General features: G+C 37.5%; 22 protein-coding genes and 6 pseudogenes. 21 read left to right on the top strand and 7 right to left on the bottom strand.

What is annotated here, in order from left to right:
• Positions 1–409 precede the first annotated feature (409 nt).
• A pseudogene (gene gyrB / locus HX13_RS21030) lies at positions 410–2,346 on the bottom strand (DNA topoisomerase (ATP-hydrolyzing) subunit B).
• A 230-nt stretch (positions 2,347–2,576) separates the two neighbouring features.
• Between gyrB and HX13_RS21025 the strand changes: the two are divergent.
• The 4 genes and pseudogenes from HX13_RS21025 to HX13_RS25800 all read left to right on the top strand — a co-directional run.
• Positions 2,577–3,921, top strand: a pseudogene (locus HX13_RS21025) (cytochrome ubiquinol oxidase subunit I).
• Positions 3,918–4,922, top strand: a complete 1,005-nt coding sequence (locus HX13_RS21020) for a cytochrome d ubiquinol oxidase subunit II (protein WP_050022669.1) — start codon at positions 3,918–3,920, stop codon at positions 4,920–4,922. Before HX13_RS21025 ends, HX13_RS21020 begins: the two are co-directional and overlap by 4 nt.
• A 6-nt stretch (positions 4,923–4,928) precedes the next feature.
• The gene (locus HX13_RS25805; protein WP_202962943.1) at positions 4,929–5,159 is read left to right on the top strand and encodes a ClbS/DfsB family four-helix bundle protein; all 231 of its coding nucleotides are present in this window, start codon (positions 4,929–4,931) and stop codon (positions 5,157–5,159) included.
• A gap of 46 nt (positions 5,160–5,205) precedes the next feature.
• Positions 5,206–5,445, top strand: a pseudogene (locus HX13_RS25800) (ClbS/DfsB family four-helix bundle protein); the annotation flags it as partial.
• A 34-nt stretch (positions 5,446–5,479) separates the two neighbouring features.
• On the opposite strand, the gene lysS reads toward HX13_RS25800, so the two are convergent.
• From lysS to HX13_RS20995, 4 genes are all read right to left on the bottom strand, one after another.
• Positions 5,480–7,177 (bottom strand): lysine--tRNA ligase, encoded by a 1,698-nt coding sequence (lysS, locus tag HX13_RS21010; RefSeq protein ID WP_050022668.1) that lies wholly within the window; start codon positions 7,175–7,177, stop codon positions 5,480–5,482.
• A gap of 145 nt (positions 7,178–7,322) precedes the next feature.
• Positions 7,323–8,252 (bottom strand): 23S rRNA (adenine(1618)-N(6))-methyltransferase RlmF, encoded by a 930-nt coding sequence (gene rlmF, locus HX13_RS21005; protein WP_050022667.1) that lies wholly within the window; start codon positions 8,250–8,252, stop codon positions 7,323–7,325.
• Positions 8,253–8,255: 3 nt separating this feature from the next.
• Positions 8,256–8,630, bottom strand: a complete 375-nt coding sequence (locus tag HX13_RS21000; RefSeq protein WP_050022666.1) for a c-type cytochrome — start codon at positions 8,628–8,630, stop codon at positions 8,256–8,258.
• On the bottom strand, positions 8,630–8,848 hold the full coding sequence (locus HX13_RS20995; RefSeq protein ID WP_050022665.1) for a hypothetical protein: 219 nt from the start codon (positions 8,846–8,848) through the stop codon (positions 8,630–8,632). Before HX13_RS20995 ends, HX13_RS21000 begins: the two co-directional genes overlap by 1 nt.
• A gap of 395 nt (positions 8,849–9,243) precedes the next feature.
• On the opposite strand from HX13_RS20995, the gene HX13_RS25170 reads away from it, so the two are divergent.
• The 14 genes and pseudogenes from HX13_RS25170 (at position 9,244) to HX13_RS20925 (ending at position 21,000) form a co-directional block, all read left to right on the top strand.
• Complete coding sequence (locus tag HX13_RS25170; RefSeq protein ID WP_238555593.1) at positions 9,244–9,501, top strand: cupin domain-containing protein; 258 nt, start codon at positions 9,244–9,246, stop codon at positions 9,499–9,501.
• Positions 9,502–9,660: 159 nt separating this feature from the next.
• Positions 9,661–10,275 (top strand): hypothetical protein, encoded by a 615-nt coding sequence (locus HX13_RS20985; RefSeq protein WP_238555592.1) that lies wholly within the window; start codon positions 9,661–9,663, stop codon positions 10,273–10,275.
• 263 nt (positions 10,276–10,538) lie between these two features.
• Positions 10,539–11,958, top strand: a pseudogene (locus HX13_RS20980) (anthranilate synthase component I family protein).
• A gap of 70 nt (positions 11,959–12,028) precedes the next feature.
• The gene (locus tag HX13_RS20975) at positions 12,029–12,628 is read left to right on the top strand and encodes an anthranilate synthase component II (RefSeq protein WP_050022663.1); all 600 of its coding nucleotides are present in this window, start codon (positions 12,029–12,031) and stop codon (positions 12,626–12,628) included.
• Positions 12,629–12,666: 38 nt separating this feature from the next.
• Positions 12,667–13,654, top strand: a pseudogene (gene trpD / locus HX13_RS20970) (anthranilate phosphoribosyltransferase).
• Positions 13,655–13,739: 85 nt separating this feature from the next.
• Positions 13,740–14,519: an indole-3-glycerol phosphate synthase TrpC gene (gene trpC / locus HX13_RS20965; protein ID WP_238555591.1), complete on the top strand. Its 780-nt coding sequence runs from the start codon at positions 13,740–13,742 to the stop codon at positions 14,517–14,519.
• 1 nt (position 14,520) lies between these two features.
• Positions 14,521–15,243, top strand: coding sequence for a phosphoribosylanthranilate isomerase (locus tag HX13_RS20960; protein ID WP_238555590.1), 723 nt, complete (start codon positions 14,521–14,523; stop codon positions 15,241–15,243).
• Between the two features lie 35 nt (positions 15,244–15,278).
• Entirely contained in the window at positions 15,279–15,728 is a 450-nt protein-coding gene (gene tnpA / locus HX13_RS20955; protein WP_050022662.1) for an IS200/IS605 family transposase, read from the top strand.
• A 243-nt stretch (positions 15,729–15,971) separates the two neighbouring features.
• Positions 15,972–16,517 carry a GNAT family N-acetyltransferase gene (locus HX13_RS20950; protein WP_050022661.1) on the top strand — a complete coding sequence of 182 codons (546 nt, stop codon included), beginning with the start codon at positions 15,972–15,974 and terminating at the stop codon, positions 16,515–16,517.
• Between the two features lie 4 nt (positions 16,518–16,521).
• Positions 16,522–17,706: a tryptophan synthase subunit beta gene (trpB, locus tag HX13_RS20945; RefSeq protein ID WP_050022660.1), complete on the top strand. Its 1,185-nt coding sequence runs from the start codon at positions 16,522–16,524 to the stop codon at positions 17,704–17,706.
• Between the two features lie 64 nt (positions 17,707–17,770).
• Positions 17,771–18,505 (top strand): tryptophan synthase subunit alpha, encoded by a 735-nt coding sequence (trpA, locus tag HX13_RS20940; RefSeq protein WP_050022659.1) that lies wholly within the window; start codon positions 17,771–17,773, stop codon positions 18,503–18,505.
• Positions 18,506–18,584: 79 nt separating this feature from the next.
• Complete coding sequence (gene lipB / locus HX13_RS20935; RefSeq protein WP_050022658.1) at positions 18,585–19,313, top strand: lipoyl(octanoyl) transferase LipB; 729 nt, start codon at positions 18,585–18,587, stop codon at positions 19,311–19,313.
• A gap of 350 nt (positions 19,314–19,663) precedes the next feature.
• Positions 19,664–20,614 (top strand): annotated as a pseudogene (locus HX13_RS20930) (protein-glutamine glutaminase); the annotation flags it as partial.
• 71 nt (positions 20,615–20,685) lie between these two features.
• Positions 20,686–21,000 (top strand): hypothetical protein, encoded by a 315-nt coding sequence (locus HX13_RS20925; protein WP_050022656.1) that lies wholly within the window; start codon positions 20,686–20,688, stop codon positions 20,998–21,000.
• Positions 21,001–21,022: 22 nt separating this feature from the next.
• Here HX13_RS20925 and HX13_RS20920 read toward each other — a convergent pair whose 3' ends face one another.
• Positions 21,023–21,775 (bottom strand): SDR family oxidoreductase, encoded by a 753-nt coding sequence (locus HX13_RS20920; RefSeq protein ID WP_050022655.1) that lies wholly within the window; start codon positions 21,773–21,775, stop codon positions 21,023–21,025.
• A gap of 276 nt (positions 21,776–22,051) precedes the next feature.
• Between HX13_RS20920 and HX13_RS20915 the strand changes: the two genes are divergently transcribed.
• The 3 genes from HX13_RS20915 to HX13_RS20905 are packed head-to-tail and all read left to right on the top strand — an operon-like array spanning position 22,052 to position 23,576.
• Complete coding sequence (locus HX13_RS20915) at positions 22,052–22,684, top strand: NAD(P)H-dependent oxidoreductase (protein ID WP_050022654.1); 633 nt, start codon at positions 22,052–22,054, stop codon at positions 22,682–22,684.
• Positions 22,685–22,715: 31 nt separating this feature from the next.
• Entirely contained in the window at positions 22,716–23,150 is a 435-nt protein-coding gene (locus HX13_RS20910; RefSeq protein WP_050022653.1) for a MarR family winged helix-turn-helix transcriptional regulator, read from the top strand.
• Positions 23,151–23,576 (top strand): organic hydroperoxide resistance protein, encoded by a 426-nt coding sequence (locus HX13_RS20905; RefSeq protein ID WP_050022652.1) that lies wholly within the window; start codon positions 23,151–23,153, stop codon positions 23,574–23,576. It begins immediately after the preceding gene.
• A 104-nt stretch (positions 23,577–23,680) separates the two neighbouring features.
• Here the strand turns inward: HX13_RS20905 and HX13_RS20900 are convergent, their stop codons facing one another.
• On the bottom strand, positions 23,681–24,253 hold the full coding sequence (locus HX13_RS20900; protein WP_050022651.1) for a peptide deformylase: 573 nt from the start codon (positions 24,251–24,253) through the stop codon (positions 23,681–23,683).
• Between the last annotated feature and the right edge of the window lie 145 nt (positions 24,254–24,398).

Here is a 24,398-nt window from a genome sequence, read left to right as displayed (position 1 = left end):
TGTTAAAATTTATATATAAAAAGGCTTTATAATATCTTATCAAACAAGATCTCGAAGTGTAGGAATTATACCCGTAACTGTATAATAAATTCTGCAAAGATTTATTTGTCTGCTTTTATAACAATAAAAAAGACTTTATTTCTAAAGCCTTTTGAATTATCTGATAATATATTCCAATCCTAAACCCGCCGTTGTGGCTCCACCACAATCATACTTTTATAAGAATCTGTGTATAAAAGTTACCCTATTACTATTTTTGGCCCTTAATATAAAAATATATCGCAACTAATGGTTGGGTTGGGAATCGTTTACTGAAAATCCTCTCATATGGATATGCAGGAAAAATTTCATAAAAAAGGCCGTTTTCACAAGTTGTGATACGGCCTCTTTTCTATATGTTTTTTAATGATTATGCATCAATTTTAGCATATTTTGCATTCTTCTCGATAAACTCTCTTCTCGGAGGAACTTCGTCTCCCATCAGCATTGAGAAAATACTGTCTGCTTCCACAGCATTATCAATCGTTACCTGCTTCAGAATTCTATGTTCAGGGTTCAAAGTTGTTTCCCAAAGCTGCTCAGGGTTCATTTCCCCAAGACCTTTGTAACGCTGTACTTCTACTCCTTTTCCATCCGGAGACATTTCTAAGGTAAACTCTTCACGTTCTTTTTTCGTTATAGGCATACACTTTTTTTATTTCCTTTCTTTAGCAGGTATAAAGGTGGCTGCGCAATATAGATATATCCGTTTTCAATAAGCTCTTTCATATATCTGAAGAAGAAAGTAAGAATCAATGTAGAAATGTGGGACCCATCGATATCGGCATCGGTCATGATCACAATTTTATGATATCTTAATTTGGTAAGGTTTAGTGCCTTGCTGTCTTCTTCGGTTCCTACAGAAACTCCAAGAGCTGTATAGATATTTCTGATCTCTTCATTATCGTATACTTTATGAAGCATAGATTTCTCTACGTTCAGGATTTTACCTCTTAGCGGAAGAATGGCCTGGAAGTGTCTGTCACGTCCTTGTTTTGCTGTTCCGCCTGCGGAATCTCCCTCTACAAGGAATATTTCAGATTCTGCAGGGTCTTTGGATGAACAGTCAGACAGTTTTCCCGGAAGTCCGGAACCTCCCATCGGAGATTTTCTCTGAACCATTTCACGGGCTTTTTTTGCTGCTTGTCTTGCTTTTGCAGCCAAAACCACTTTCTGAACAATCTGTTTTGCTTCAGTAGGGTTTTCTTCAAGGAAATTGGTAAGCATTTCCCCTACAATTTTATCTACAGCTCCTGAAACTTCAGAGTTACCCAGTTTTGTTTTTGTCTGCCCTTCAAACTGAGGTTCCATTACTTTTACAGAAATTACAGCCGTTAAGCCTTCACGGAAGTCATCTCCTGTAATTTCCACTTTTTCTTTCTGTGGAATTCCTAAATCATCAGCATATTTTTTAAGGGTTCTCGTTAAAGCACGTCTGAAACCTGCCAGGTGAGTACCTCCTTCATGGGTATTGATATTATTTACGTAAGAGTGAAGATTCTCATTGAAAGAAGTATTGTAACGCATCGCTACTTCAACCGGAATATCGTCTCTTTCTCCTTCCATAAAGATTACATGCTCCATGATTGATTCCCTGTTTCCATCGATGTAAGCAACAAATTCTTTTAATCCGCCTTCTGAGAAGAAAACTTCTGATTTGAAAGAACCGTCTTCTAATCTTTCTCTTTCGTCGGTAAGGGTAATGGTAATTCCCTTATTTAGGTATGAAAGTTCTCTTAAACGACTAGCTAAAGTATCATAGTTGTACACTAATTCCGTAAAAATGGTATCATCCGGCTGAAAGAACTGTTTCGTTCCTCTTTTTTCGCTGTGTCCGATTTCTTCAACACCGGTCTGGGCTTTACCTCTGGAATACACCTGCTGATAGACATTCCCGTCTCTGTAAACGGTAGTAATCATCTCATTGGAAAGTGCATTCACACACGATACCCCTACTCCGTGAAGACCTCCGGAAACCTTGTAAGAATCTTTATCAAACTTACCACCGGCACCGATTTTCGTCATTACAACTTCAAGTGCAGATTTTTGTTCTTTTTCGTGAAAGTCAACCGGAATACCTCTACCGTTATCGCTAACCTCGATTCCGTTTCCTTCTTTAATGTTAACGAAGATGGTGTCACAGTATCCTGCCAACGCCTCATCAATAGAATTATCTACTACTTCATAAACCAAATGATGGAGACCTCTTACTCCCACATCACCAATGTACATTGAAGGACGCATACGTACGTGCTCCATTCCTTCCAATGCCTGAATACTACTAGCTGTATATTGTTTTTGACTCATATAAAATATTAAAAATCTTGCTACATGCAAAGACTTACAAATATCGTGATTTTTTTCGAGGTACGAAAGTTAAAAAAATGTCAAAAAAAATTTGGAGTTTTCTTCTAAATAGAACATCAGAAGAACTATAAAGATTCAAAATTACATGGTATTTCTGAAATATCAACTGTTGTAAATCATACTCAACATCAATAATTTATACGTAAATTTAGTTACTCAAAGTTGATATTATGGATGATTTTATTGCAGCACGCGCCCAGATGGCCCTGTCGCTGGGCTTTCACATTATCTTTTCCTGTGTGGGAATGGTGATGCCTTTTCTGATGGCCTTTGCCCATTGGAAGTATTTAAAAACCAAGAATGAAGTATATAAAGGGCTTACTAAAGCCTGGAGCAAGGGAGTAGCCATTTTATTTGCCACCGGCGCTGTTTCAGGAACGATGCTTTCTTTTGAACTCGGGCTTCTGTGGCCGGGTTTTATGAAACATGCGGGCCCTATTTTCGGAATGCCGTTTTCGTTGGAGGGAACAGCATTTTTTTATTGAGGCCATCGCAATTGGGTTCTTTTTATACGGATGGGAAAAGTTCAATAAATGGTTTCACTGGTTCTGTGGTTTTCTGGTAGGCTTAAGCGGACTGGCTTCCGGAATTCTTGTTGTGGCAGCCAATGCGTGGATGAATTCTCCTACTGGTTTTGATTATATCAACGGGCAATATCTGAATATTGATCCTATTAAGGCGATGTTCAATGATGCCTGGTTTCCACAGGCGCTGCATATGACGGTTGCTGCTTTTTGTGCCACAGGATTTGCTGTTGCAGGAGTTCATGCTTTATTAATTTTAAAGAAAAGAAATATTGAGTTTCATACCAAGGCCTTCAGGATTGCTGTTGGATTTGCCTTGATCGGAGCATTTGGAGCGCCTTTAAGTGGTGATATTGCTGCCAAATCCGTAGCTGAAAGGCAGCCCATAAAATTAGCAGCCATGGAAGCTCATTTTGAAACAGAAAAAGGAGCTGCATTTGTGATCGGGGGAATTCCTGATGAAGAAAAGGAAGAAATAAAATATGCCATAAAAATCCCGAAAGTTCTGAGTTTTCTGGTTAGCAATGATTTCAACGCTGAAGTCAAAGGACTTAAAGATTTTCCAAAAGATGAATGGCCACCGGTTACTGTTACTCATTATGCTTTCCAGATTATGATTTTCTTTGGTGTTGTGATGATCTGTATCGGAATCATGTATTTATACGCATTTTATTTCAGGAAAGAATGGCTTACTAAAAACTGGTTCCTGAAAACATTTCTAATAGCTACCCCTTTCGGTTATATTGCTTTGGAAGCGGGATGGACTGTTACAGAAGTAGGAAGACAGCCCTGGATTATCTATGGAATAATGCGAACCATAGATGCAGTAACCCCGATGCCGGGAATACAATATTCTTTTTATTTCTTTACTGCAATTTTTATTTCCTTGTCCCTGATTCTCATTTTCCTTTTAAGAAGACAAGTCCAGATGGTTCCCAAACTTTATGACCCTACAGATCCTCAGTTTAACGATAAAAACAAAAAATCATGATCTACATTGTTATAGGCTTTTTATGGCTTTCCATTTGTCTTTACATTATCCTGGGAGGTGCTGATTTCGGAGCTGGTATTGTAGAACTTTTTACCAATAAGAAAGCACGTCACAAGACTCAGGAAATCATGTATGAATCTATTGCTCCTGTTTGGGAGGCCAATCATATGTGGCTGATTATTGCCATTGTAATCCTTTTTGTAGGGTTTCCTGAAATTTATACTACCATGTCTACTTACCTCCATATTCCTCTGGTTCTTATGCTTTTAGGAATTATAGCAAGAGGCACAGCTTTTACCTTCAGGCATTATGATGCAGTAAAGGATAACTGGCAGATTTTATATACCCAGATATTTTATTATGCAAGCCTTCTGACTCCTTTTTTCCTTGGGCTGATCGCTGCTGCAACAGTTTCACATTCTATCAACCCCGATGCTACAGGTTTTCTGGACCTGTATATTTTTAGCTGGCTGAACTGGTTCGGAGTTTCTGTTGGTTTATTTACCGTTGCACTTTGTGCTTATCTCGCCTCTATTTTTTCACTGAGAGAAACCCGCGGTAAGGACGAATTGCTGCTGATGATCAGAAAATCCAAACAAACTATGATTTTTGTGGTCATTACCGGAATTCTTGTTTTTGTTACTGCTTATATTTCAGATATCCCTCTTTTAATGTGGGTATTTTCGAAGCCTTTAGGAATTATGGCTATTGCTTTTGCCACAATTGCTTTGCTTCTGATCCTTAGAGCAATGAATCGTCAAAAACTGCTTCCGGTACGTGCTCTTGCAGGCTTTCAAATGGTAATGATTCTTGTAGCAGCAACCTATCAGCACAATCCGAACATCATATTATTAGGTAACGGGCAACATCTTTCTCTTCTGGAACATATGGCCCCTGATAAAACAATTTCTGCGTTAGGATGGGCACTAATCTTAGGTTCCTTATTTATTCTTCCGTTTTTATTTTACCTGATGGCTTCATTTAGCAGGTTGAGAAAATAAAGTAATATGCAGACTTATAAAGACAAAGAAGAACTTATTGAAGAGATTAAAACCAGGTACCTTCTCTACGACCAGGAGTTCAATGGTATTAAAGAAGAAGAAAAAAATCTGTTAAAACCAGGAATTGACAAAACTCCTTCACAAAATATTTCCTATCAGATAGGATGGACAGCCTTATTGCTGCAATGGGAATCCAACGAAAAGAACGGAATTGAGGTAAAAAACGCCTTCTCCTGAATACAAATGGAATAATTTAAAGGGACTATACCAGTCTTTTTATGATCAATATTCTTCTTACAGTTTAGCAGAACAAAGGAAACTGTTACAAAAACAGATGCATGAAATTATAGAATGGATAGAAAATCTCGACAACAAAATCCTGTTTGAACCTGAGCAAAGAAAATGGGCTATAACGCCTGCAAAATGGCCGGTCTGGAAATGGATCCATATGAATACGGTAGCACCGTTTAAGAATTTCAGAGCCCAACTCCGGAAATGGAAAAAAGAAAAAGGTACAGAATAGCTCTGTACCTTTTATATGGTATTCTGTTCTATTTTTAAACCAGTTTCATCAAAAGATTCTCATCAATCTTTTCCACTTTCACCAGATTATTTTTAGTCAAGGTTTTAGATGCCTTATCCCATTTTTTACCGGATAACTGACTTCTTTCTTTTACTTCAGCCAAAGCCATTGGCTCTTCCTGAGAGTTAAGGATTTCAAGGATTACTTTTTCATCTTCCCCTAGCTCAATTTGCGGAGTTGCTTTTTCAGGTCTCATCTGAGGGAAGAATAAAACTTCCTGGATGGATGCATTGTTCGTAAGGAACATAATTAGTCTGTCCATTCCGATTCCTAATCCTGAAGTAGGTGGCATACCGTATTCCAGTGCTCTCAGGAAGTCCTGATCAATGAACATTGCTTCATCGTCTCCTCTTTCTGATAAAGCCATCTGAGCTTCAAAACGTTCTCTCTGGTCGATCGGATCATTAAGCTCTGAATAAGCGTTTGCAATTTCTTTTCCGCATACCATCAGCTCAAAACGTTCTGTTAAACCTTCTTTGCTTCTGTGTTTTTTAGTTAATGGAGACATTTCAATCGGATAATCTGTAATGAAAGTCGGCTGAATGAAGTTTCCTTCACATTTTTCACCGAAGATTTCATCGATTAATTTTCCTTTCCCCATCGTCTCATTCACCTCAATTCCAATAGATTTCGCAAAATCGTATAATTCCTGCTCTGTTTTTCCGGTGATATCGAACCCTGTAAATTTCAGGATTGCTTCTGTCATCGAAACTCTTGGATAAGGTGCTTTAAAATCCACCTCATGTTCTCCAAAAGTAGCTTTTGTAGTTCCGTTTACCTGAATAGCGCAGAATTCCAATAATTTTTCAGTGAAATCCATCATCCAGTTGTAATCTTTGTAAGCCACATAGATTTCCATCGCTGTAAATTCCGGATTGTGAGTTCTGTCCATCCCTTCATTTCTGAAGTTTTTGGAGAATTCGTATACCCCGTCAAAACCACCTACGATCAATCTTTTCAGATATAATTCATTGGCAATCCTTAAATACAATGGAATATCCAGGGCATTGTGATGGGTAATAAACGGTTTTGCCGCAGCTCCACCCGGAATTGACTGTAAAATCGGGGTTTCTACCTCAAAATACCCTGCATCGTTGAAGAAAGTTCTCATGGCATTGAACAATTTTGTTCTCTTCACAAAAATTTCTTTTACCTGAGGATTTACCGTTAAATCTACATAACGCTGTCTGTATCTCAGCTCAGGATCTGTAAATCCGTCATGTACAACACCGTTCTCATCTGTTTTTGCCTGCGGCAATGGACGCAAAGCTTTGGTAAGAAGGGTAAAATTCTTTACTAAAACAGTCTTCTCTCCTACCTGAGTGGTAAACAATTCTCCTTCAATCCCGATAATATCCCCAATATCTAAAAGATGCTTGTATACTTCATTATATAATTCTTTATTTTCACCCGGACAGATCTCATCTCTATTGAAATATACCTGGATTTTTCCTTTAGAATCCTGCAATTCTGCAAAAGAAGCTTTCCCTTGAATTCTGCGCGACATCAATCTACCGGCGATCTTCACCTGTTTACTTTCAGAAAAATCCTGTTTTATAGATTCTGTAGTATCTGTGATTGTATACTCATCCGCAGGGAACGCATTAATCCCCATTTCAGTAAGCTTATTCAGCTTTTCTCTTCTAATGATTTCTTGTTCTGATAATTGCATTTCTTATTTTTCTAAAAGCGTACAAATTTAGGCATTTTTTGAGTTGACCGTCAACGAGTTTTTTCAGAAATTTTAAAAAAGTGAACTAAGAGTGGGAACTGAGATGCCGGATTGAGCTATAATCCTATTAATCCTGAACTTTACACTAGATAAACCATGTCCTTCTATCCTGTTGAGGAATAAACGTCCAGGCCAGTACTCTGCTTATTTTCTGTCCCTGGGCCATATCAATGGTTTTTACCTCTACAGCTTTTAGCTTCTTTAAAAGACTGGTCAGCTTATGGAGATTCTCTTTTTTGGAAACCAGACAAGTAAACCAAAGAACCTGTGAAGAATATAAAGCACTTTCATGAATCATTTTAGTGATAAAGGCCAGTTCGCCTCCCTCATACCATAATTCTGACTGCTGTCCGCCAAAATTAAGCAATGGTTTTTGGTGCTTTGCTTTATTGAGATTTTTCGTTTTCCTGATATTTCCTTTTATCATAGATTCTTCTGAATCATGGAAAGGAGGATTACACATCGAAAATGTGAACCGGTCACCAGGTTTCAGGATATTCTTAAAAATATGTTTTGAATCCGGCTGTTGTTGTAACTGAATCACCGGAAGAAGATCCGGGTTTTGATCTAAAATATGTTGAGCATTTTTCAGGGAATCTTCATTGACATCCGTACCTGTCATTTTCCAACCATAAGATCTGGTGGCAATTAAAGGATACACAAGATTCGCTCCGGTTCCAATATCCAGACCCCGAACGGAGATGCCTGTTGGAATTTCTTTTTGCTGTTCGCCCAGCAAATCGGCAATATAATGTACATAATCTGCCCTTCCGGGAATAGGAGGACAAAGATACGTTTCGGGAATATCCCAACTTCTGATATTGTAGAAATGCTGTAATAAAGCCTTATTCAGCAATTTTACAGCTTGAGGAATGCTGAAATTAATAGTTGTTGTCTGATAAGCGTTGACAAAAACATAATGTTTAAGTTCTGGCACACAAGAAATAAGCTGATCAAAATTATAGGAATCACGGTGCAGATTTCTTGTGTGCAGACTTGATTTTTCAGCAGACATATTTTATTTCTTCTGACTTAAAATATATTCTACCATTTTTTTGGCATCTTCTTTAGACACCTGTGGATGAGCGGCCATAGGAACTCCTCCCCACACTCCACTTCCACCTTCTATGATTTTGGAAGCAAGTAATTCTACATCTTTTTCAGTGTATTTACCTGCTATTTCCTGATAAGAAGGTCCTATCATTCTCTCACTAACAGAATGGCAGCCTGAGCAATCTAATGTTTCAATGATCTGATCACCTGAAAGATTAGACTGGGCAGGTTCCGAAACAGCGGCAGTTTCAGAAGAAGGTGCCACTTCTGCTACATTTTCTTTTTTAGAACAGGAAAGGATCAGAAGACCCATTATTCCTGCCAAAAGCATTTCTTTCATTATTTTTTTGCTGTAGAGTCTGTTTTAGCAGCTTCAGGAGCAGGTGTAGCCGGAGTTGCAGCAGCAGGAGCAGCAGGTTTAGCAGCAGAGTCTACCACCGTAGTTGCTTCTGGTTCTTCAAGCATGGTATTGCTGTCTTGTAATGAATGATCTACTTTTTTAGAGCAGCTAGCGATTACTAGACCTCCGATAAATGCGATTGCTAATACTTTTTTCATTGTTTTCTAATTTGGAAGCAAAAATATAAAAAATAAACTTTTAAACTTATGACAAATGTTTTCTTTAAAAGATTTTTATACCCAGGCAAAAATAATAGCAACAAAATAATTCAAATTAAAGAGAATTTTAGATCAAATGATTATTTTTGTATAGCACATTCATGAAATAAAAAATATTATTCTAAAATATAAACTTATGACCAAAAAAAAATTTATCAGGAGTAGCTTTACTTGTTTTAGCCTCCTCTGTTCCCTTTTCTTGTGATAACTCTTCATCAGATGATGAAAAATCAGAGTATTCTGATAAAATTGAATCGATAACCTTATTAAAAGCTACAAAATCCTGGGATGGGACATTATATGACAGCTACCCGGGTGGGCAGCCTGAAATATCAGTGCTGAAAATTTCCGTTCCTCCCCATAAAACGCTGGATTGGCATAAACATCCGATGATCAATGCTGCGTATATAGAGAAGGGAGAAATCCAGATTGAAAGAAAAGATGACGGCAGAACACATTGGGTAAGGCAGGGGCAAGCACTCCCAGAGGTGGTGAATACTGCTCACAGGGGAAAAACAGGAGATAAAGGAGCTACTTTAATAGTGTTCTACAGCGGAACAACTGACCTTCCTGTTTCAGAACCCGTACAATAAAATTATTGTTTAAAACAGAATTTCTGAAATTGTCCTATCTTTCGTATATAAAACGGGCACATTAAAGCTGTCATAGCCTTTGTATTTTGGTATTCAAAACAGTTCTATCCCGATATATTAATTAAAGTTATGGTTTTTATTTCAAAAATTCTGTTTTTTATGAGTCACCACGGTTTTTATACAGTGGTAATCCTCTTTGCCTTTTTTGGACTGCTTTCTTACCTGACCAAAAAAGCATGGTTTCTGGCTCCCATTATTCCTTTAGCCATCTTAAACGGATTTGGCGGCCAGTCTCTGAATGCCTGGTTTTTAAATAAATACGGAGTAAAAAGTACAGCTATCATTACTTCTGACATAGAAACCAATTCTACTTTAAATGATATGTACATTCATGATTACGAAGCTATTGTGAAAGAACTGAATGGCAAATACAGCCCTACATTCTTTTCTACCACTACTGCTGCCATATACCCTATTGAAAATGCCATCAGAATTCCGGGTGTGGGAGAATCTTTTCCTGTAAAATTTATTCCGGGATACGAAAAAAACATTGTCATTCTTTACAATGAGTCTGAAGAGGGAAAGCGGGCTCTTCAATATTCAATGCTTGCTCCGGTAAACACCGCAAAGATCAAATACGAAGCAGACAGAACTAACAAAGAGTTTGTCCAGGAGTATATTGAGGCTCTGGAACAATACCTGAAATATTATGATGATGAGAATTACCTGGCACAACTTAAAGAGCTTAAACAGCAGCTTAAAAAACTGAAATGAGCAATTTGATAATTCAGTTTTTCTTTATTTTTTCATTTTTTTTTGTTTTTTGTTATTGAAAAATTTTCTACATTTGTCCCATGTTTAAAATGAGCAACAATATTTGGTGGTGGCTTTCAAACTCTTCGTCGGGTCTGAAAGTATTGTCATGTTGTTAACTGTACAGCAGAAATAATTAAAATAATACAATATACTAGGCTTTGACGGATACCGTTGAAGCCTTTTTTTATTCCTTAAACCTTACAAAAAAAATAAACCTAAAGATGCTTAGTGATACCATCAACATAAAAACCATTTCGAAAAAAACCTTGGGAGACCTTCATACTCCCATGAATATTTATCTCAAGATCAGAGACAAGTTCCGGGATACGGTACTTCTGGAAAGTTCAGATTCAAAGAGTATTGATCATAATTTTTCTTTTATAGCCATCAATGCAATTGCAGGAATTGAAGTGAAGAATCTCAATGAATATGAAATCAAGTTTCCTAACTCTGCTCCGGTAAAGCAATTCATTATGGAGCAAAACATTACGGACATTTTTGAAAATTTCCGTACTGCATTTAAGTGCGAAAAAGCCAGTGATCCTATTGAAGAAACGGCACAAAGCCTTTTTGGATATACCAGTTTTGAGGCCGTACAATTTTTTGAAAATATTAATTTAAAAGCACAAAGCCCGGAGGTTGAAATCCCCATTCTCAGATACCGGTTATATCAATATGTGATTGCTATTAATCATTTCAATGACGAAATGTACCTTATTGAAAATTTAATTGATGGGATTAAATCGGAAGTACACCTCCTGGAGAACCTTATTAAAAATCAGAATACTCCTCTTTATCCGTTTGAAAAAAATGGCCGGGAAACCTCCAATATCACTGATGAAGATTACCTTGATCTGGTGAAAACGGCCCAAAAGCACTGCATGAGAGGAGATGTTTTTCAATTGGTTCTCAGCAGAAGGTTCGAACAAAAGTTTAAAGGAGACGAATTTAATGTATACCGTGCTTTAAGGAATATCAATCCCTCACCCTACCTTTTCTATTTTGATTATGGAAATTACAAGCTATTTGGTTCAAGTCCGGAAAGCCAGCTGATTATAAAAAACAATAAAGCCACCATACATCCGATTGCCGGAACTGCCAGAAGAACAGGAAACTTCGAAACAGATCTTCAGGCTGTTGAACTTTTAAAAAATGACCCGAAAGAAAATGCTGAGCATACCATGTTGGTTGATCTGGCCAGAAATGATCTTGGAAAATTAGGAAAGAATGTAACTGTTACCAAACTGAAAGAAATTCAGCTATTTTCACATGTCATCCATATGGTAAGCGAAGTAACAGCCGATATTCCAGGTGATTTAAATCCTCTGGAGATGGTGTCTGCCACCTTCCCTCAGGGGACTTTAAGCGGAGCTCCAAAACATAAAGCACTTCAGCTGATCAATCAGTATGAAAAAGACTCCCGGGGATATTATGGAGGTTGTATAGGAATGGTTGGATTGAACGGCAGCTGTAATCAGGCCATTATGATCAGGACCTTTTTAAGCAAAAACAATACACTCTTTTATCAGGCCGGAGCAGGGCTTGTAGCCAAATCGGTTCCTGAAAATGAATTGCAGGAGGTCAACAACAAATTAAAACGCCTTAAAAAAAGCAGTAGAAAAAGCAGAGAAAATAGTGTAAAAATGAAGCTGAAAATGATGCACCAAACAACCTGTACCCAAAACCAGTAATAAATCAACCATTAACAAAAATGAATACCACAATAAATAACCAATCACAGCCTAAAGTCCTGGTTTTTGATAACTATGACAGCTTTACCTACAACCTTGTCCAGATCATCGAAAGAATCCTGAATCAGAGAGTGGATGTGGTAAGAAATGACCAGATTACCCTGGAGGAAATTGGAAAATACGATAAGATTATCCTTTCTCCTGGTCCCGGAATTCCTGAAGAAGCCGGTATTTTACTGGATCTTATCAGGGAATACGCTTCTACAAAAAGTATTTTTGGAGTATGCCTAGGACAACAGGCTATCGCTGAAGCTTTTGGGGGAAACCTGATCAATCTTTCCGAAATTTTCCATGGAGTAGCCACTACCACTCAACTGATCAAAGAAAATACGAAACTGTTCAAAGATATTGATTCCGGACTTGAAGTTGGGAGATATCATAGCTGGGCTGTCAACCCCGAAGGCTTTCCGGAAGAACTGGAAATTACGGCAATAGATAACGATGGAATGATCATGGCATTGCAGCATAAAACCTATGATGTACATGCAGTACAATTCCATCCTGAGAGTATTTTAACTCCTGAAGGGGAAACCATTATTAAAAATTTTCTTTTATCGTGAATACAATAGACATTCCTTCCCATATAAAAACTCCTCAAATGAAAGACATACTGCAATACCTGTTCAATCATAATACTTTATCAAAATCCGAGGCAAAAGCCATGATGATTGAAATTGCCCAGAATAAATTCAATGCTGCGGAAGTAACAGCCTTTATCAGTGTTTTTCTGATGCGAAATATTACACTGAAAGAACTGGAAGGCTTCAGAGAGGCTTTACTCCAGATGGCCGTTCCTGTAAACATCGATGCCGGAGATGCTATCGATATTGTGGGAACCGGAGGTGACGGAAAAAACACAATCAATATATCAACATTGGCCAGCTTTGTGGTGGCCGGAGCCGGGCAGAAGGTTACAAAACATGGAAATTACGGGGCTTCAACTACCACAGGCTCATCCAATGTGCTGGAAGAGCTGGGCTATGAGTTCAAAAATAATTCAGATCAGTTGAATGACGAACTGGAAAGAGCCAATATCTGTTTTTTACATGCACCTTACTTCCACCCTGCACTACAATCCGTTGGATTATTGAGAAAGTCTTTAGGATTAAGGACGTTTTTTCAATCTTTTAGGTCCTTTGGTAAATCCTGCAAAGCCGCAGTATTCTATGATTGGGGTCTATAATCTGGAAATTGCAAGAATATATCAATACCTGCTTCAAAAGGATGATAAGGATTTCATATTGGTGCATGGTCTGGATGGTTATGATGAAATCAGCCTTACCCACGACAGTAAGATTATCACTAAAAAAGGCGAAGAGATCTATTCTGCCAATGACCTCGGATTCAACCCTGTGACTCTTGAAGATATCAAAGCAGGAAGCTCCATCCGGGAAACGGCAAAGATTTTCACAGATATCCTGGAAGGAAAAGGCACTGTTCAGCAAAATTCCGTTGTTCTGGCCAATGCTTCTGTAGCTCTTTACCATACCGGCAGGTTTGGAAGTTATGAAGACTGTCTTCTTATGTCCCAGGAAAGCCTGGAAGGCGGAAAGGCCCTGAAAAGCTTTGAACTTTTGGTGAGCTAAAATAAAAATTAAAAGTTGAAAGTGAATCTATCTCTACATCACACCTTTTTCATTTCTAACTTCTATACCCGTAATATGAATATCCTTGATAAAATTATTAAAAGAAAAAAAAGAAGAAATTGCAGCTGCAAAGTCTGATATTAGTATTGAACAATTAAGAAATTCAGCTTTTTTCGAAAGAAACTGCTTTTCTCTGAAAGAATCTGTTAAAAATAAAAGTGGAATTATTGCTGAGTTCAAAAGACAGTCTCCATCAAAGGGAATTATCAACAATAATGCACAGCCTCTGGAGGTAACTTCAGCTTATGAAAAATTTGGGGCCAGCGGGATTTCCATTCTTACAGACAAGGATTTTTTCGGGGGGAAATCCGATGATATTCTTAATGTAAGAAATCATATCCGTATTCCGATCCTGAGAAAAGATTTTATGATCGACGCTTATCAGTTTTATGAAGCCAAAAGCATCGGGGCAGATGTTGTTTTATTGATTGCGTCTTGTCTTTCACCCAATCAGGTACAGGAATTTACAGAACTTGCCCATGAATTGGGAATGGAAGTTTTACTGGAGATTCATACTGAAGAAGAGCTTGAGCATTTTAATCCGAAGATAGATCTTGTAGGAATCAATAACAGGAATTTAAAAGATTTTAAAGTAGATTTACAGCATTCTGTCCAGCTTAAAAACCTTCTTCCAAAAGATGTTATATCTGTAGCTGAAAGTGGTATCTATCACACTGAAGATTTTATTTATTTAAAAGAAAAAGGCTTCGACGGATTCCTTATGGGAGAGTATTTTATGAGGAATACCGATCCTGCCCAGGCATTTGAAGAGTTTAGTTCACAAATCCGAAAATCTGTTAATTGAAATGATTATTAATGATTACAATATGCAGCCTGCTATTCCCAATAAACATGTTCCTGAACTCAAAGTATGTGGTTTAACAAAGCTAAGCCAGATTCAGGAGCTTATGGCAATGAAGGTAAACTTTCTTGGGTTCATCTTCTATAAAAAGTCTCCGAGGTATGTTCTAAATCATTTAACTTTAGAAGATATTTCAAAAATAGACCATCAGGGAAAAACCGGAGTTTTTGTTAATGAAGAGGCTGATACAATAGCAGAGATTGCAGGAAAAGCCCAACTTAATTTCATCCAGCTTCACGGGAATGAAAATACTGATTTCATTCTTGAGCTCAGAGAAAAATTAAAACCGGAAACTCAAATCATCAAAGTCATAAGAATTGGAAATAATTATTCTGAAAATAAAGCTAATATAGAACAGTTTTTCAATCATAACAGCAATCATCCAGACCTCATCAGCTTTTATCTCTTTGATACAGATAGTAAAGCTTTCGGAGGTACCGGAAAACAGTTTGACTGGACCTTTCTGAATGAATTTGAAATCCCTCATCCTTATTTTTTAAGCGGAGGCATTTCCGAAGACAATATTGGGCAAATGGATGCATTAATGCAAAAACCAGCTGTATTGGATATCAACTCAAAATTTGAAATTAGCCCTGGAGATAAAGATACCGACAGAATAAAGAAATTCATTTCGCTCATCCGGAAGGACGATTTAACCGAAACTTGATATACTACTTTAAAATACCATCCAAAAAACACAAAATGCCACAATCATTAGTTAAGAATTACATTCACATTGTATTCAGCACAAAATATAGAAATGATTTTATTGATGAAAAAATAGAAAAAGAATTGTATTCATATATTGCAGTCCTTTGTAAAGATTTTGAAAGTACAGCATTACAAATAGGGGGAACGGATAACCATATCCATATTTTATGTCGTCTTTCTCAAAAAATTGCATTGAAATTGATCCAGGAAATAAAGGCACATTCTTCAAAGTGGATCAAAACAAAAGGTGAAAAGTATGAAAATTTCTTTTGGCAGAATGGCTATGGGGCATTTTCTGTTGGTGAAAAAGATATTTACACGGTAAAGAATTATATAAAAAATCAACGGCAGCATCATCAGACACAAAATTTTAAGAATGAAATGATTGAAATATTAGAAAAACATAATATGGAATATGATGAAAAATATCTTTGGGATTGAATGGTAATTTAAATTAAAAAGCGAAAGGATTTTCATCCTTTGCTATTAGTTAAATCGTCCCTTTGGGACTCTTCATTCCGGCAGGTTTAGGGCTTATGAAAAAGATATGGCTTCACTTACATTAGTTAAATCGTCCCTTTGGGGCTCTTCATTCCGGCAGATTTGGCTTATGAAAAAGATATGGCTTCACTTACATTAGTTAGATCGTCCCTTCGGGACTCTTTATAAATTACAATCAGAATCATGAAATATCAAATTAAGACAATAAACGAGTTAACAGAAAAGGAAATAGAACATATTCTGCAACTTTGGAATATCTCTGCCTGGAACGGGATGAAATCAGCTTATTTCCGAAGTTTCTTTAAAGATTCCGAATTTCATTTTCTGCTTGATTCCCATAAAGAGATTACGGCAGCCATTCGGCTTAACTTTGATTTTGCACTGGAAATTTCCGGGAAAACCTATTCTTTTGCAGAAGCAGTCGGACTGGTTTCAGCCCATGAAAGAAAGGGATATGGTACGGGTCTCGTACAGGTTTTTAAAGAAAATGTAACCCAAAGGGGTCTTGAAACGATAGGATTTTGCCATACCGGATTGCGACCGTTTTATCAAAAATGTAATATTGAAATTCTCTATGATAAGGCCAGGGCTATTAAAGAAAAAGCAGGTTCCGGATGGATCAGTTCTGAGGATGACGACATTCTTATTTTTAATGTTTCAAAAGAAAGAAAAGAACAGCTCGGTAAACTGAGCACACAAAATAACGCTTATTTAATCAGTAAAGAATAAAAAAATGAATTATAGAAATCCCGATGAAAACGGATATTATGGTGAATTTGGAGGTGCATTCATCCCTGAAATGCTGTATCCGAATGTTGATGAACTGCAAAAAAACTATCTTGAAATCATTGAGTCTGAAGATTTCCAGCATGAGTATCAAGATTTGTTAAAAAATTATGTGGGAAGAGCCACTCCTCTTTATTTCGCGAAAAATTTATCTGCAAAATATCAAACTTCTATTTACCTGAAAAGAGAAGACCTTAACCATACAGGAGCCCACAAGATCAATAATGCATTAGGCCAGGTTTTATTGGCAAAACGCCTCGGTAAAACCAGGATTATTGCAGAAACCGGGGCCGGGCAACACGGTGTTGCTACTGCAACAGCCTGTGCTCTTCTTGGCCTGGAGTGTATTGTTTATATGGGTGAAATTGATATCCGGAGACAAGCTCCGAATGTAGCGAGAATGAAAATGCTGGGAGCTGAAGTGGTAGCCGCGACTTCAGGATCGAAAACATTAAAAGATGCCGTCAATGAAGCATTAAGGGACTGGATCAACAATCCTGTTACTACCCATTATGTCATCGGAAGTGTGGTAGGACCTCATCCGTTTCCCGATCTTGTAGCAAGATTTCAGAGTATTATTTCAAAGGAAATAAAAGAGCAGCTTTATGAAAAAATGGGAAGGGAAAATCCGGATTATGTAATTGCCTGTGTAGGTGGCGGAAGTAATGCTGCAGGAACATTTTACCATTTTGTGGATGAGAAGGAGGTTAAGATTATAGCTGCTGAAGCCGGAGGTCTGGGGGTAGATTCAGGGAAATCTGCTGCAACAACGTTTTTAGGAACTTTAGGTGTGCTTCATGGAAGTAAAAGTCTTGTGATGCAAACGGCAGACGGCCAGGTCATTGAGCCCCACTCTATTTCTGCCGGTCTTGATTATCCGGGAATCGGACCATTCCATGCTAATCTTTTTAAAGAAAAAAGGGCAGAATTTTTTAGTATCAATGATGATGAAGCTTTACAATCAGCGTTTGAACTTACCAGGCTGGAAGGTATTATTCCTGCTTTGGAAAGCTCTCATGCTCTTGCCGTTTTAGACAAAAAGAAGTTTAACCCCAATGATGTTGTAGTTATTTGTCTGAGTGGCCGTGGAGATAAAGATATGGAAACCTATTTAAAAGAAATTAGAAGTTAGATAGTAAAAATTACCAACTCTACTATTTGCTTCTAACTTCTAACCTTTAACTTATATATTAACAATGAAAAAACTAAACATATATTTTACAGCAGGTATTCCCCAACTGGAAAACACCACCGAAATTATACAGCTTATCCAAGACTCCGGAGCAGATATGATTGAAATCGGTATGCCTTATTCTGATCCTGTGGCAGATGGCCCTGTTATCCAACAGGCTCATGAACTGGCCTTGCAAAACGGCATGACCATAGAAAAACTTTTTGCACAATTAAAAACCATTAAAAATGAGATCAGAATTCCGGTTATTCTTATGGGGTACATTAATCCTGTTTTAAGTTTTGGCTTTGAAAGATTTTGTAAAGAATGTTCTGAAAGTGGCATTTCCGGGTTAATTCTCCCGGACCTCCCTCCTATTGAGTTTGAAAAAAATTATCAACAGATCCTGAAAAAATATGATCTTAACTTCATCTTTCTGGTAACGCCTGAAACATCTGATGAAAGGATCCGGTATCTTGATTCTTTAAGCTCAGGTTTTTTATACGCCGTAAGTTCTTCTTCAACCACCGGAAATGATAATGCAGTTCTGAAAAATGAAAATTACCTTTCGAGACTGGCCGGGCTGCCTCTTAAAAATCCAGTTATGATCGGATTCGGGATTAAATCAAAAGAAGATTTTGAAAATGTTACAGAACAGGCAGATGGAGGGATTATCGGAACGGCCTTTGTGAATATTTTACTAAGGGATACAAGCTGGAAGAAAAATGCCATAGATTTTATCCATTCCATAAAAGCTTAAAATTCACTAAATTTGTATGTCAAAAAATGGTCTGAAACCTTGTTTTCACTGACCGTTAAAAGAAGACAGATATAAGCATATGAATACACATCAAAATAAGGCAGTAGAGTTTGAAGATTTAGGAATAAAAGAATATCAGCCTGCCTGGGAATATCAGGAAAAACTGATGAAAGATATTATTGATACCAAAATAAAAAACCGGGACCTGCCGGCAGAACAGCATAGCATTACTCAGAATCACCTTCTTCTTGTGGAACATCCGCATGTCTACACCCTAGGAAAAAGCGGCCACGAAGAAAATATGCTTGCCGGGATTGATCAACTTAAAAAACTGGAAGCTACTTATGTGAAAACCAATCGTGGTGGAGATATTACTTATCATGGCTACGGACAGATTGTAGGATATCCTGTATTGGACCTTGAAAACTTTTTCACTGATATTCATTTATATATGAGAAACCTTGAGGAAGTTATTATCAGAACCATTGGTGATTATGGCCTGAAAGGAGAACGTTCCCAGGGAGAAACAGGAGTTTGGCTCGATGTAGGAAAACCTTATGCGCGAAAAATCTGTGCAATGGGAGTGAAAGCTTCCCGGTGGGTAACCCTTCATGGTTTTGCATTGAATGTGAATACGGATATGCGATATTTTGAATACATCATTCCATGCGGGATCAAAGACAAACAGGTAACTTCCTTACAAAGAGAACTTGAAAGGGAGCTGACACTTGAAGAAATGGAAGACATAAAAGCAAAAATCCGGAAACATTTTGCAGATGTTTTCCAGGCTGAACTGATTTACAAATAATTTTCAAAACATATATTTCTCCCTATGCCTCTCCGGATGCATAGGGAAAATTTTATCCATACCCCATTAATTCTCTGTAAAAGATCTCAAAAATTATCAGCAGGTAAAAAGCATTTTCCGGCTTTATAAAAAACATTCCTTAATCGAATACGATTATTAATTTACAGTAAAATATGCTTAAAAACTACTTTAAAATCTGATATATTAATATTTTTTTGAAATTTTTACAAAAAATAAGTTGCTGGTATTTTATTTTTTTTTACTTTTAATATCACATTTCAGTGAACTAAAATCACTGCATGAGAAAATTTTAACCACCAAATTTATGAGAATTATGAAAAACTTTTTTTTTATCCATGATGGTATTTGCCACAATGCTGTCATTCAATGCCTGCTCGGATGCAGGTGCTAACCAGGATCAGGGACTGAATACAACAGAGTCCGGCGAAATTGCGATGAAAGACTTCGGCAGAACTGTCCCGGTAGGGATAGATGAAGAGAATGGTACTTTTAAAGTTTCATTTATTATCAGTGCTCAACCTTATACAATAAAAGCAAGTAAGGAAAATGAGAAGTACATTTCAATGATCAGACAGGCTGTAAAGGATGAATCACCGGTTCATGTTTTTCTTAAGCCCAATTCCAATGAGATTGCAAAGGTAGAAAAAGGTACGGATGAAGATATCCGTTTTTTCAGATCTGCTCTAACGAAAGAAGAAAGAAGTGATAATACAGCCAGAAGATTGGCTACTGTTATCCCTGATGTGGCTACTTTAAACAGCTTATTTGCTCAGATCAAAAGCCAGTCTTGCGGGACTTCCACTGCTTCTTCTCCCTGCATCACTTTCAGATATCCTGTAGACGGATGCTATGCAAGAGCTCACAAAATGAGACAAATTCTGAACAATGCAGGATATGAATGTGAAAAGCAATTTGTATATGGTAGCCTGAGAGCGTCTACCGGTACATGCTGTGTATCATGGGTATACCATGTGGCTATCCTTGTAAGCTTTAAAAATGCTTCCGGAATTGTTGAAAAGAGAATCATAGATCCTTCATTAAATTCAACCGGGCCTATTACTGATACGGCATGGAGAAGCGCTTGTACCAATTCCACCTGCGGATCTACTTCTGTTTCTTCTTATGCCAATACTGCAGGAAATGTTTACTACAGAAGCCCTAGCGGTTCTTTATTGTATGATAACAACTATGTAAATACCAATTGTGTATTGACTACGTTCTCGTCTCTTTCCGGATGCTCTCCATCACCTGCACCGAGTGTAGGACACTGCGGATTCTAACTCTCTTAATATAGCTCCTGTATTTATTGCACATAAATTGCAGGAGCTTTTTTTATTAAATCAAATTTATTATGAAAATCTGGACCTATCTGTTATTACCCTTAATTATGATTACATCCTGCTCCGGCAATTCCGGCTCAACGAACTTAACCTGGTATAAGAATTCTACCATTACCAATATTATTGAAGATCCGGACAAACCTGATGAAGTGATACGCATTGCTATCGGAATAAGCGCCCAGGTCTTTTACCTCTCTAAAAAATCATCTGATTATGATGCCCTTTTTGAAAAGGCCAAACAAAGCTTCAAAAGAGGAAAAGCATATGATATAGGAATTGAAAACAATACCAATATTATCAGGCAGATCAACGACATAAAGAAATAATACTTTTATCAGTAAACTTCTATTACCGTATCACAGAGATTCCGGCGTCTACTTTGATTTCGGCACCATGGATGTAAGAAGCCTCTTCTGACGCAAGAAACAGTACTACATCAGCAATTTCCACCGGATCGCCCAGCCTTTTAAAAGGTATGGCAGGAATAATCCCCTGAACCGCAGCTTCAATTTGTTCCCTGGTCAGACCCGTATTGTTAAAAATATTGGTTTTGATATGTCCGGGACTCACTCCGTTTACACGAATGTTACGCTCAGTAAGTTCTACTGCAAAGGTTTTAATAAAAGACTGTACTGCCGACTTTGCAGCAGAATATACTGAAAAATTAGCCATTGCAATATCAGTAGCTACGGAAGTGTTAAAAATTACAGAACTTCCGCTATTCATCAATGGGAGTATTTGCTGGACTGTAAAAAATGACCCTTTCACCAATATATTAAAAAGCTCATCAAAATCTTTTACATCAACATCTGTGACAGAAGCAAATCTTCCATAACCGGCATTGGCAAAAAGCAGATCAATCCGGTCTGTATATTTTTTCACTGCTACCTGCAAATTCATCAGATCATTGACGCTTCCTGCATCAGAAACAATTCCTGAAGCTTGACTTCCCAGATTTTCCAAAGCACTGTTAACAGTGTTTTCACTTCTTCCCGTAATGATTACAGAGCCTCCTTCTTCTACAAACCTTTGGGCAGTTGCAAAGCCCATTCCGCTTGTTCCTCCTGTAATCAAAGCTGTTTTGTTTTTAAATCTTTGCATTGTTTTTTTAGTTTAAATTCTACTGCAAAGATTGAAATCTTCCTGTTCCGAAAAAATCCGGATCATGCGGAAAATATATAAATGAATAAAAAATCAGGCTGCTGGTTTACGGGTTATTTCATTTATTTTAATCTTTTATAAAATAAATAATAGTCATCAATAAAATCTTTCAAAATTAAATTGCACACAATTTAATTGGTCATATATTTGCATTGTTGATTTAAGCCTGATAAAAATTTCAGGAATAAAAAGTAGTTTAATTTAAAAAAAAGAAAAATGTCATTAATAGAAGATCTAAACTGGAGACATGCTGTAAAAGCTTACGATCCCACTAAAAAAGTATCTGAAAAAGATTTAAATACCATCCTGGAAGCGGCAAGACTGGCTCCTACTTCTTCGGGACTACAGCCTTTCCGTATTATTGTTGTAGAAAATCAGGAACTGAAAGAAAAAATGGTAGCCGGCTCTTTAAATCCTGAAGTTATGAGAGATTCTTCTCATGTACTGGTATTCGCAGCGTGGGACAGTTATTCCAACGAAAAGATTGATAAAGTATATGATTATCATACGGATGTAAGAGATCTTCCGAGAGGGCGTTTTGGTAGTTATACGGATAAAATCAAAGAAATCTATGGAGCCCAGACTCCAGAACAGCATTTTGCGCATACTGCCCGCCAGACTTATATTGCCTTAGGTATTGCCCTTGCACAGGCGGCAGAACTTAAGATCGACAGCACCCCGGCAGAGGGATTCAGCAATCAGGTGGTAGATGAAGTATTGGGATTAAAGGAATTAGGTCTGAAAAGTGTGAGTCTTTTATACCTTGGGTACCGTGACGAAGCTAATGACTGGCTGTCTTCTATGAAGAAAGTCCGCATACCAATGGATGAATTTATCATAAAAAAGTAATACCTTCATCGAAACTTTCGTATTTAAACTTATGGAAAATCCGGATACCCCAAGATTAGAGAACCAGATCTGCTTTCCCTTATACGTGATTGCCAAAGAAATCACAGGGCTTTACCGTCCTTTTCTTGATGAGCTTGACATCACTTATCCGCAGTATCTTGTTATGATGATATTATGGGAAGGTGACGGGCTTACCGTAACGCATATTGGAGAAAAGCTGTTTCTGGACAGTGGAACTTTAACGCCTCTCCTCAAAAGACTGGAGTCTAAGGGACTTATCATCAGAAAGCGAAAAAAAGAAGACGAAAGGGTGGTTGAGGTATTTTTAAATGAAGCTGGCCGGCAACTCCGTAAAAAGGCATGCGAGATTCCTGGAAAAATCCAGAAAAAAATTGATATACAGCCTGAAGAACTGCTGCAGCTTAAAGAAACAGTTTTAAAAATATTAAACAAAATAGAAAAATAAATGAAAACGTTATATACAACAAAAGTTACTGCTACCGGAGGAAGAAACGGACAGGTAAAAAGTGAAAACGGAGTATTAAATCTTGAGGTAAGAATGCCGAAAGCTTTAGGAGGGGCAAATGATGACTTCCTAAATCCTGAGATGCTCTTTGCAGCAGGATATTCGGCTTGCTTTGACAGTGCCCTGAACAGAGTGATCAGTTTATCTAAAATACAAACAGGTGAAACAACGGTTACCGCTCAGGTCAGCATAGGCCAGCTTGAAAACGGTGGTTTCGGGTTGGCAGCAGAACTGGATGTTAATATCCCGGGAGTTTCTCTTGAAGAAGCGCAATCTTTAACGGAAAAGGCGCACCAAATCTGTCCTTATTCCAATGCAACCAGAAATAATATAGAGGTTAAGCTTTCAGTAACCAATAACGGTTAATCCAATTTTTTTAAGCATAGTTATAACGGAAGGAGCTGTTTTTCATTTGAAAACAGCTCCTTTTTATTTTTATCTGGCTGCGGATTTATCGCAGTATTATTCGCTTATCTCTTATTCAGGTCACTTTTCTGATAAGCATCTACTTTTTTATATGAATCGTTTTTTTCTTTTTCTTTTTTATCGGAAATCAGGATTCCGAAAAGGTGGTCAATTTCGTGCTGGAAAATCACTGCGGTGAAACCTTCTACGATTTCAGAATATCGTTGTCCTTTCAGATCTGCATATTCCAGTTGGATTACCTTGCTTCTGTAAAACTGGTCTCTGAAATCAGGGATGGATAAATCTCCTTCAGGCCCAAGATTCTGCAGGTCAGACTTCCATACAATCACCGGATTGATGAAATATTCTAATGGTGCCCCTTCTTTATCAAAACGTTGTACCCAAATCACCTTCCTGTTGATGCCCACCTGTGGCGCAGCAATTCCTACTCCGCCGTCAGTAGAAAGAAGGGATTCCTTCATTCTTTTTACCAGAATTGCAGTATTGGGATCCTGCGGATCAATTTCTGTGGAAAGCCCCAGTAATGTTTTATGTTGAACAGCATTGGTGGTCTGGTAAATTGGTAACGCTGTACTGGCATTCCCTTGATTAATAAGGGAAACTTCCTCTAAAGTCAACTTTTGTGCATTAAAAAAAGGTGACCCAAAAGATAAACAGAATGGCTATTTTTTTCATAATGATTTAAATCTGCTGCAAAGGTAAAAATTGTAGGAATAAAATGGATAACCAAAGTGCAGGTTTAAACCTTGTCCGGAAGTTAAT

The organism is Chryseobacterium sp. P1-3, assembly GCF_000738495.1.
Lineage (GTDB): Bacteria > Bacteroidota > Bacteroidia > Flavobacteriales > Weeksellaceae > Chryseobacterium > Chryseobacterium gallinarum.
The sequence above is the reverse complement of the archived record's forward strand: the minus strand, read 5'-3'. Positions and strand labels throughout refer to the sequence as shown.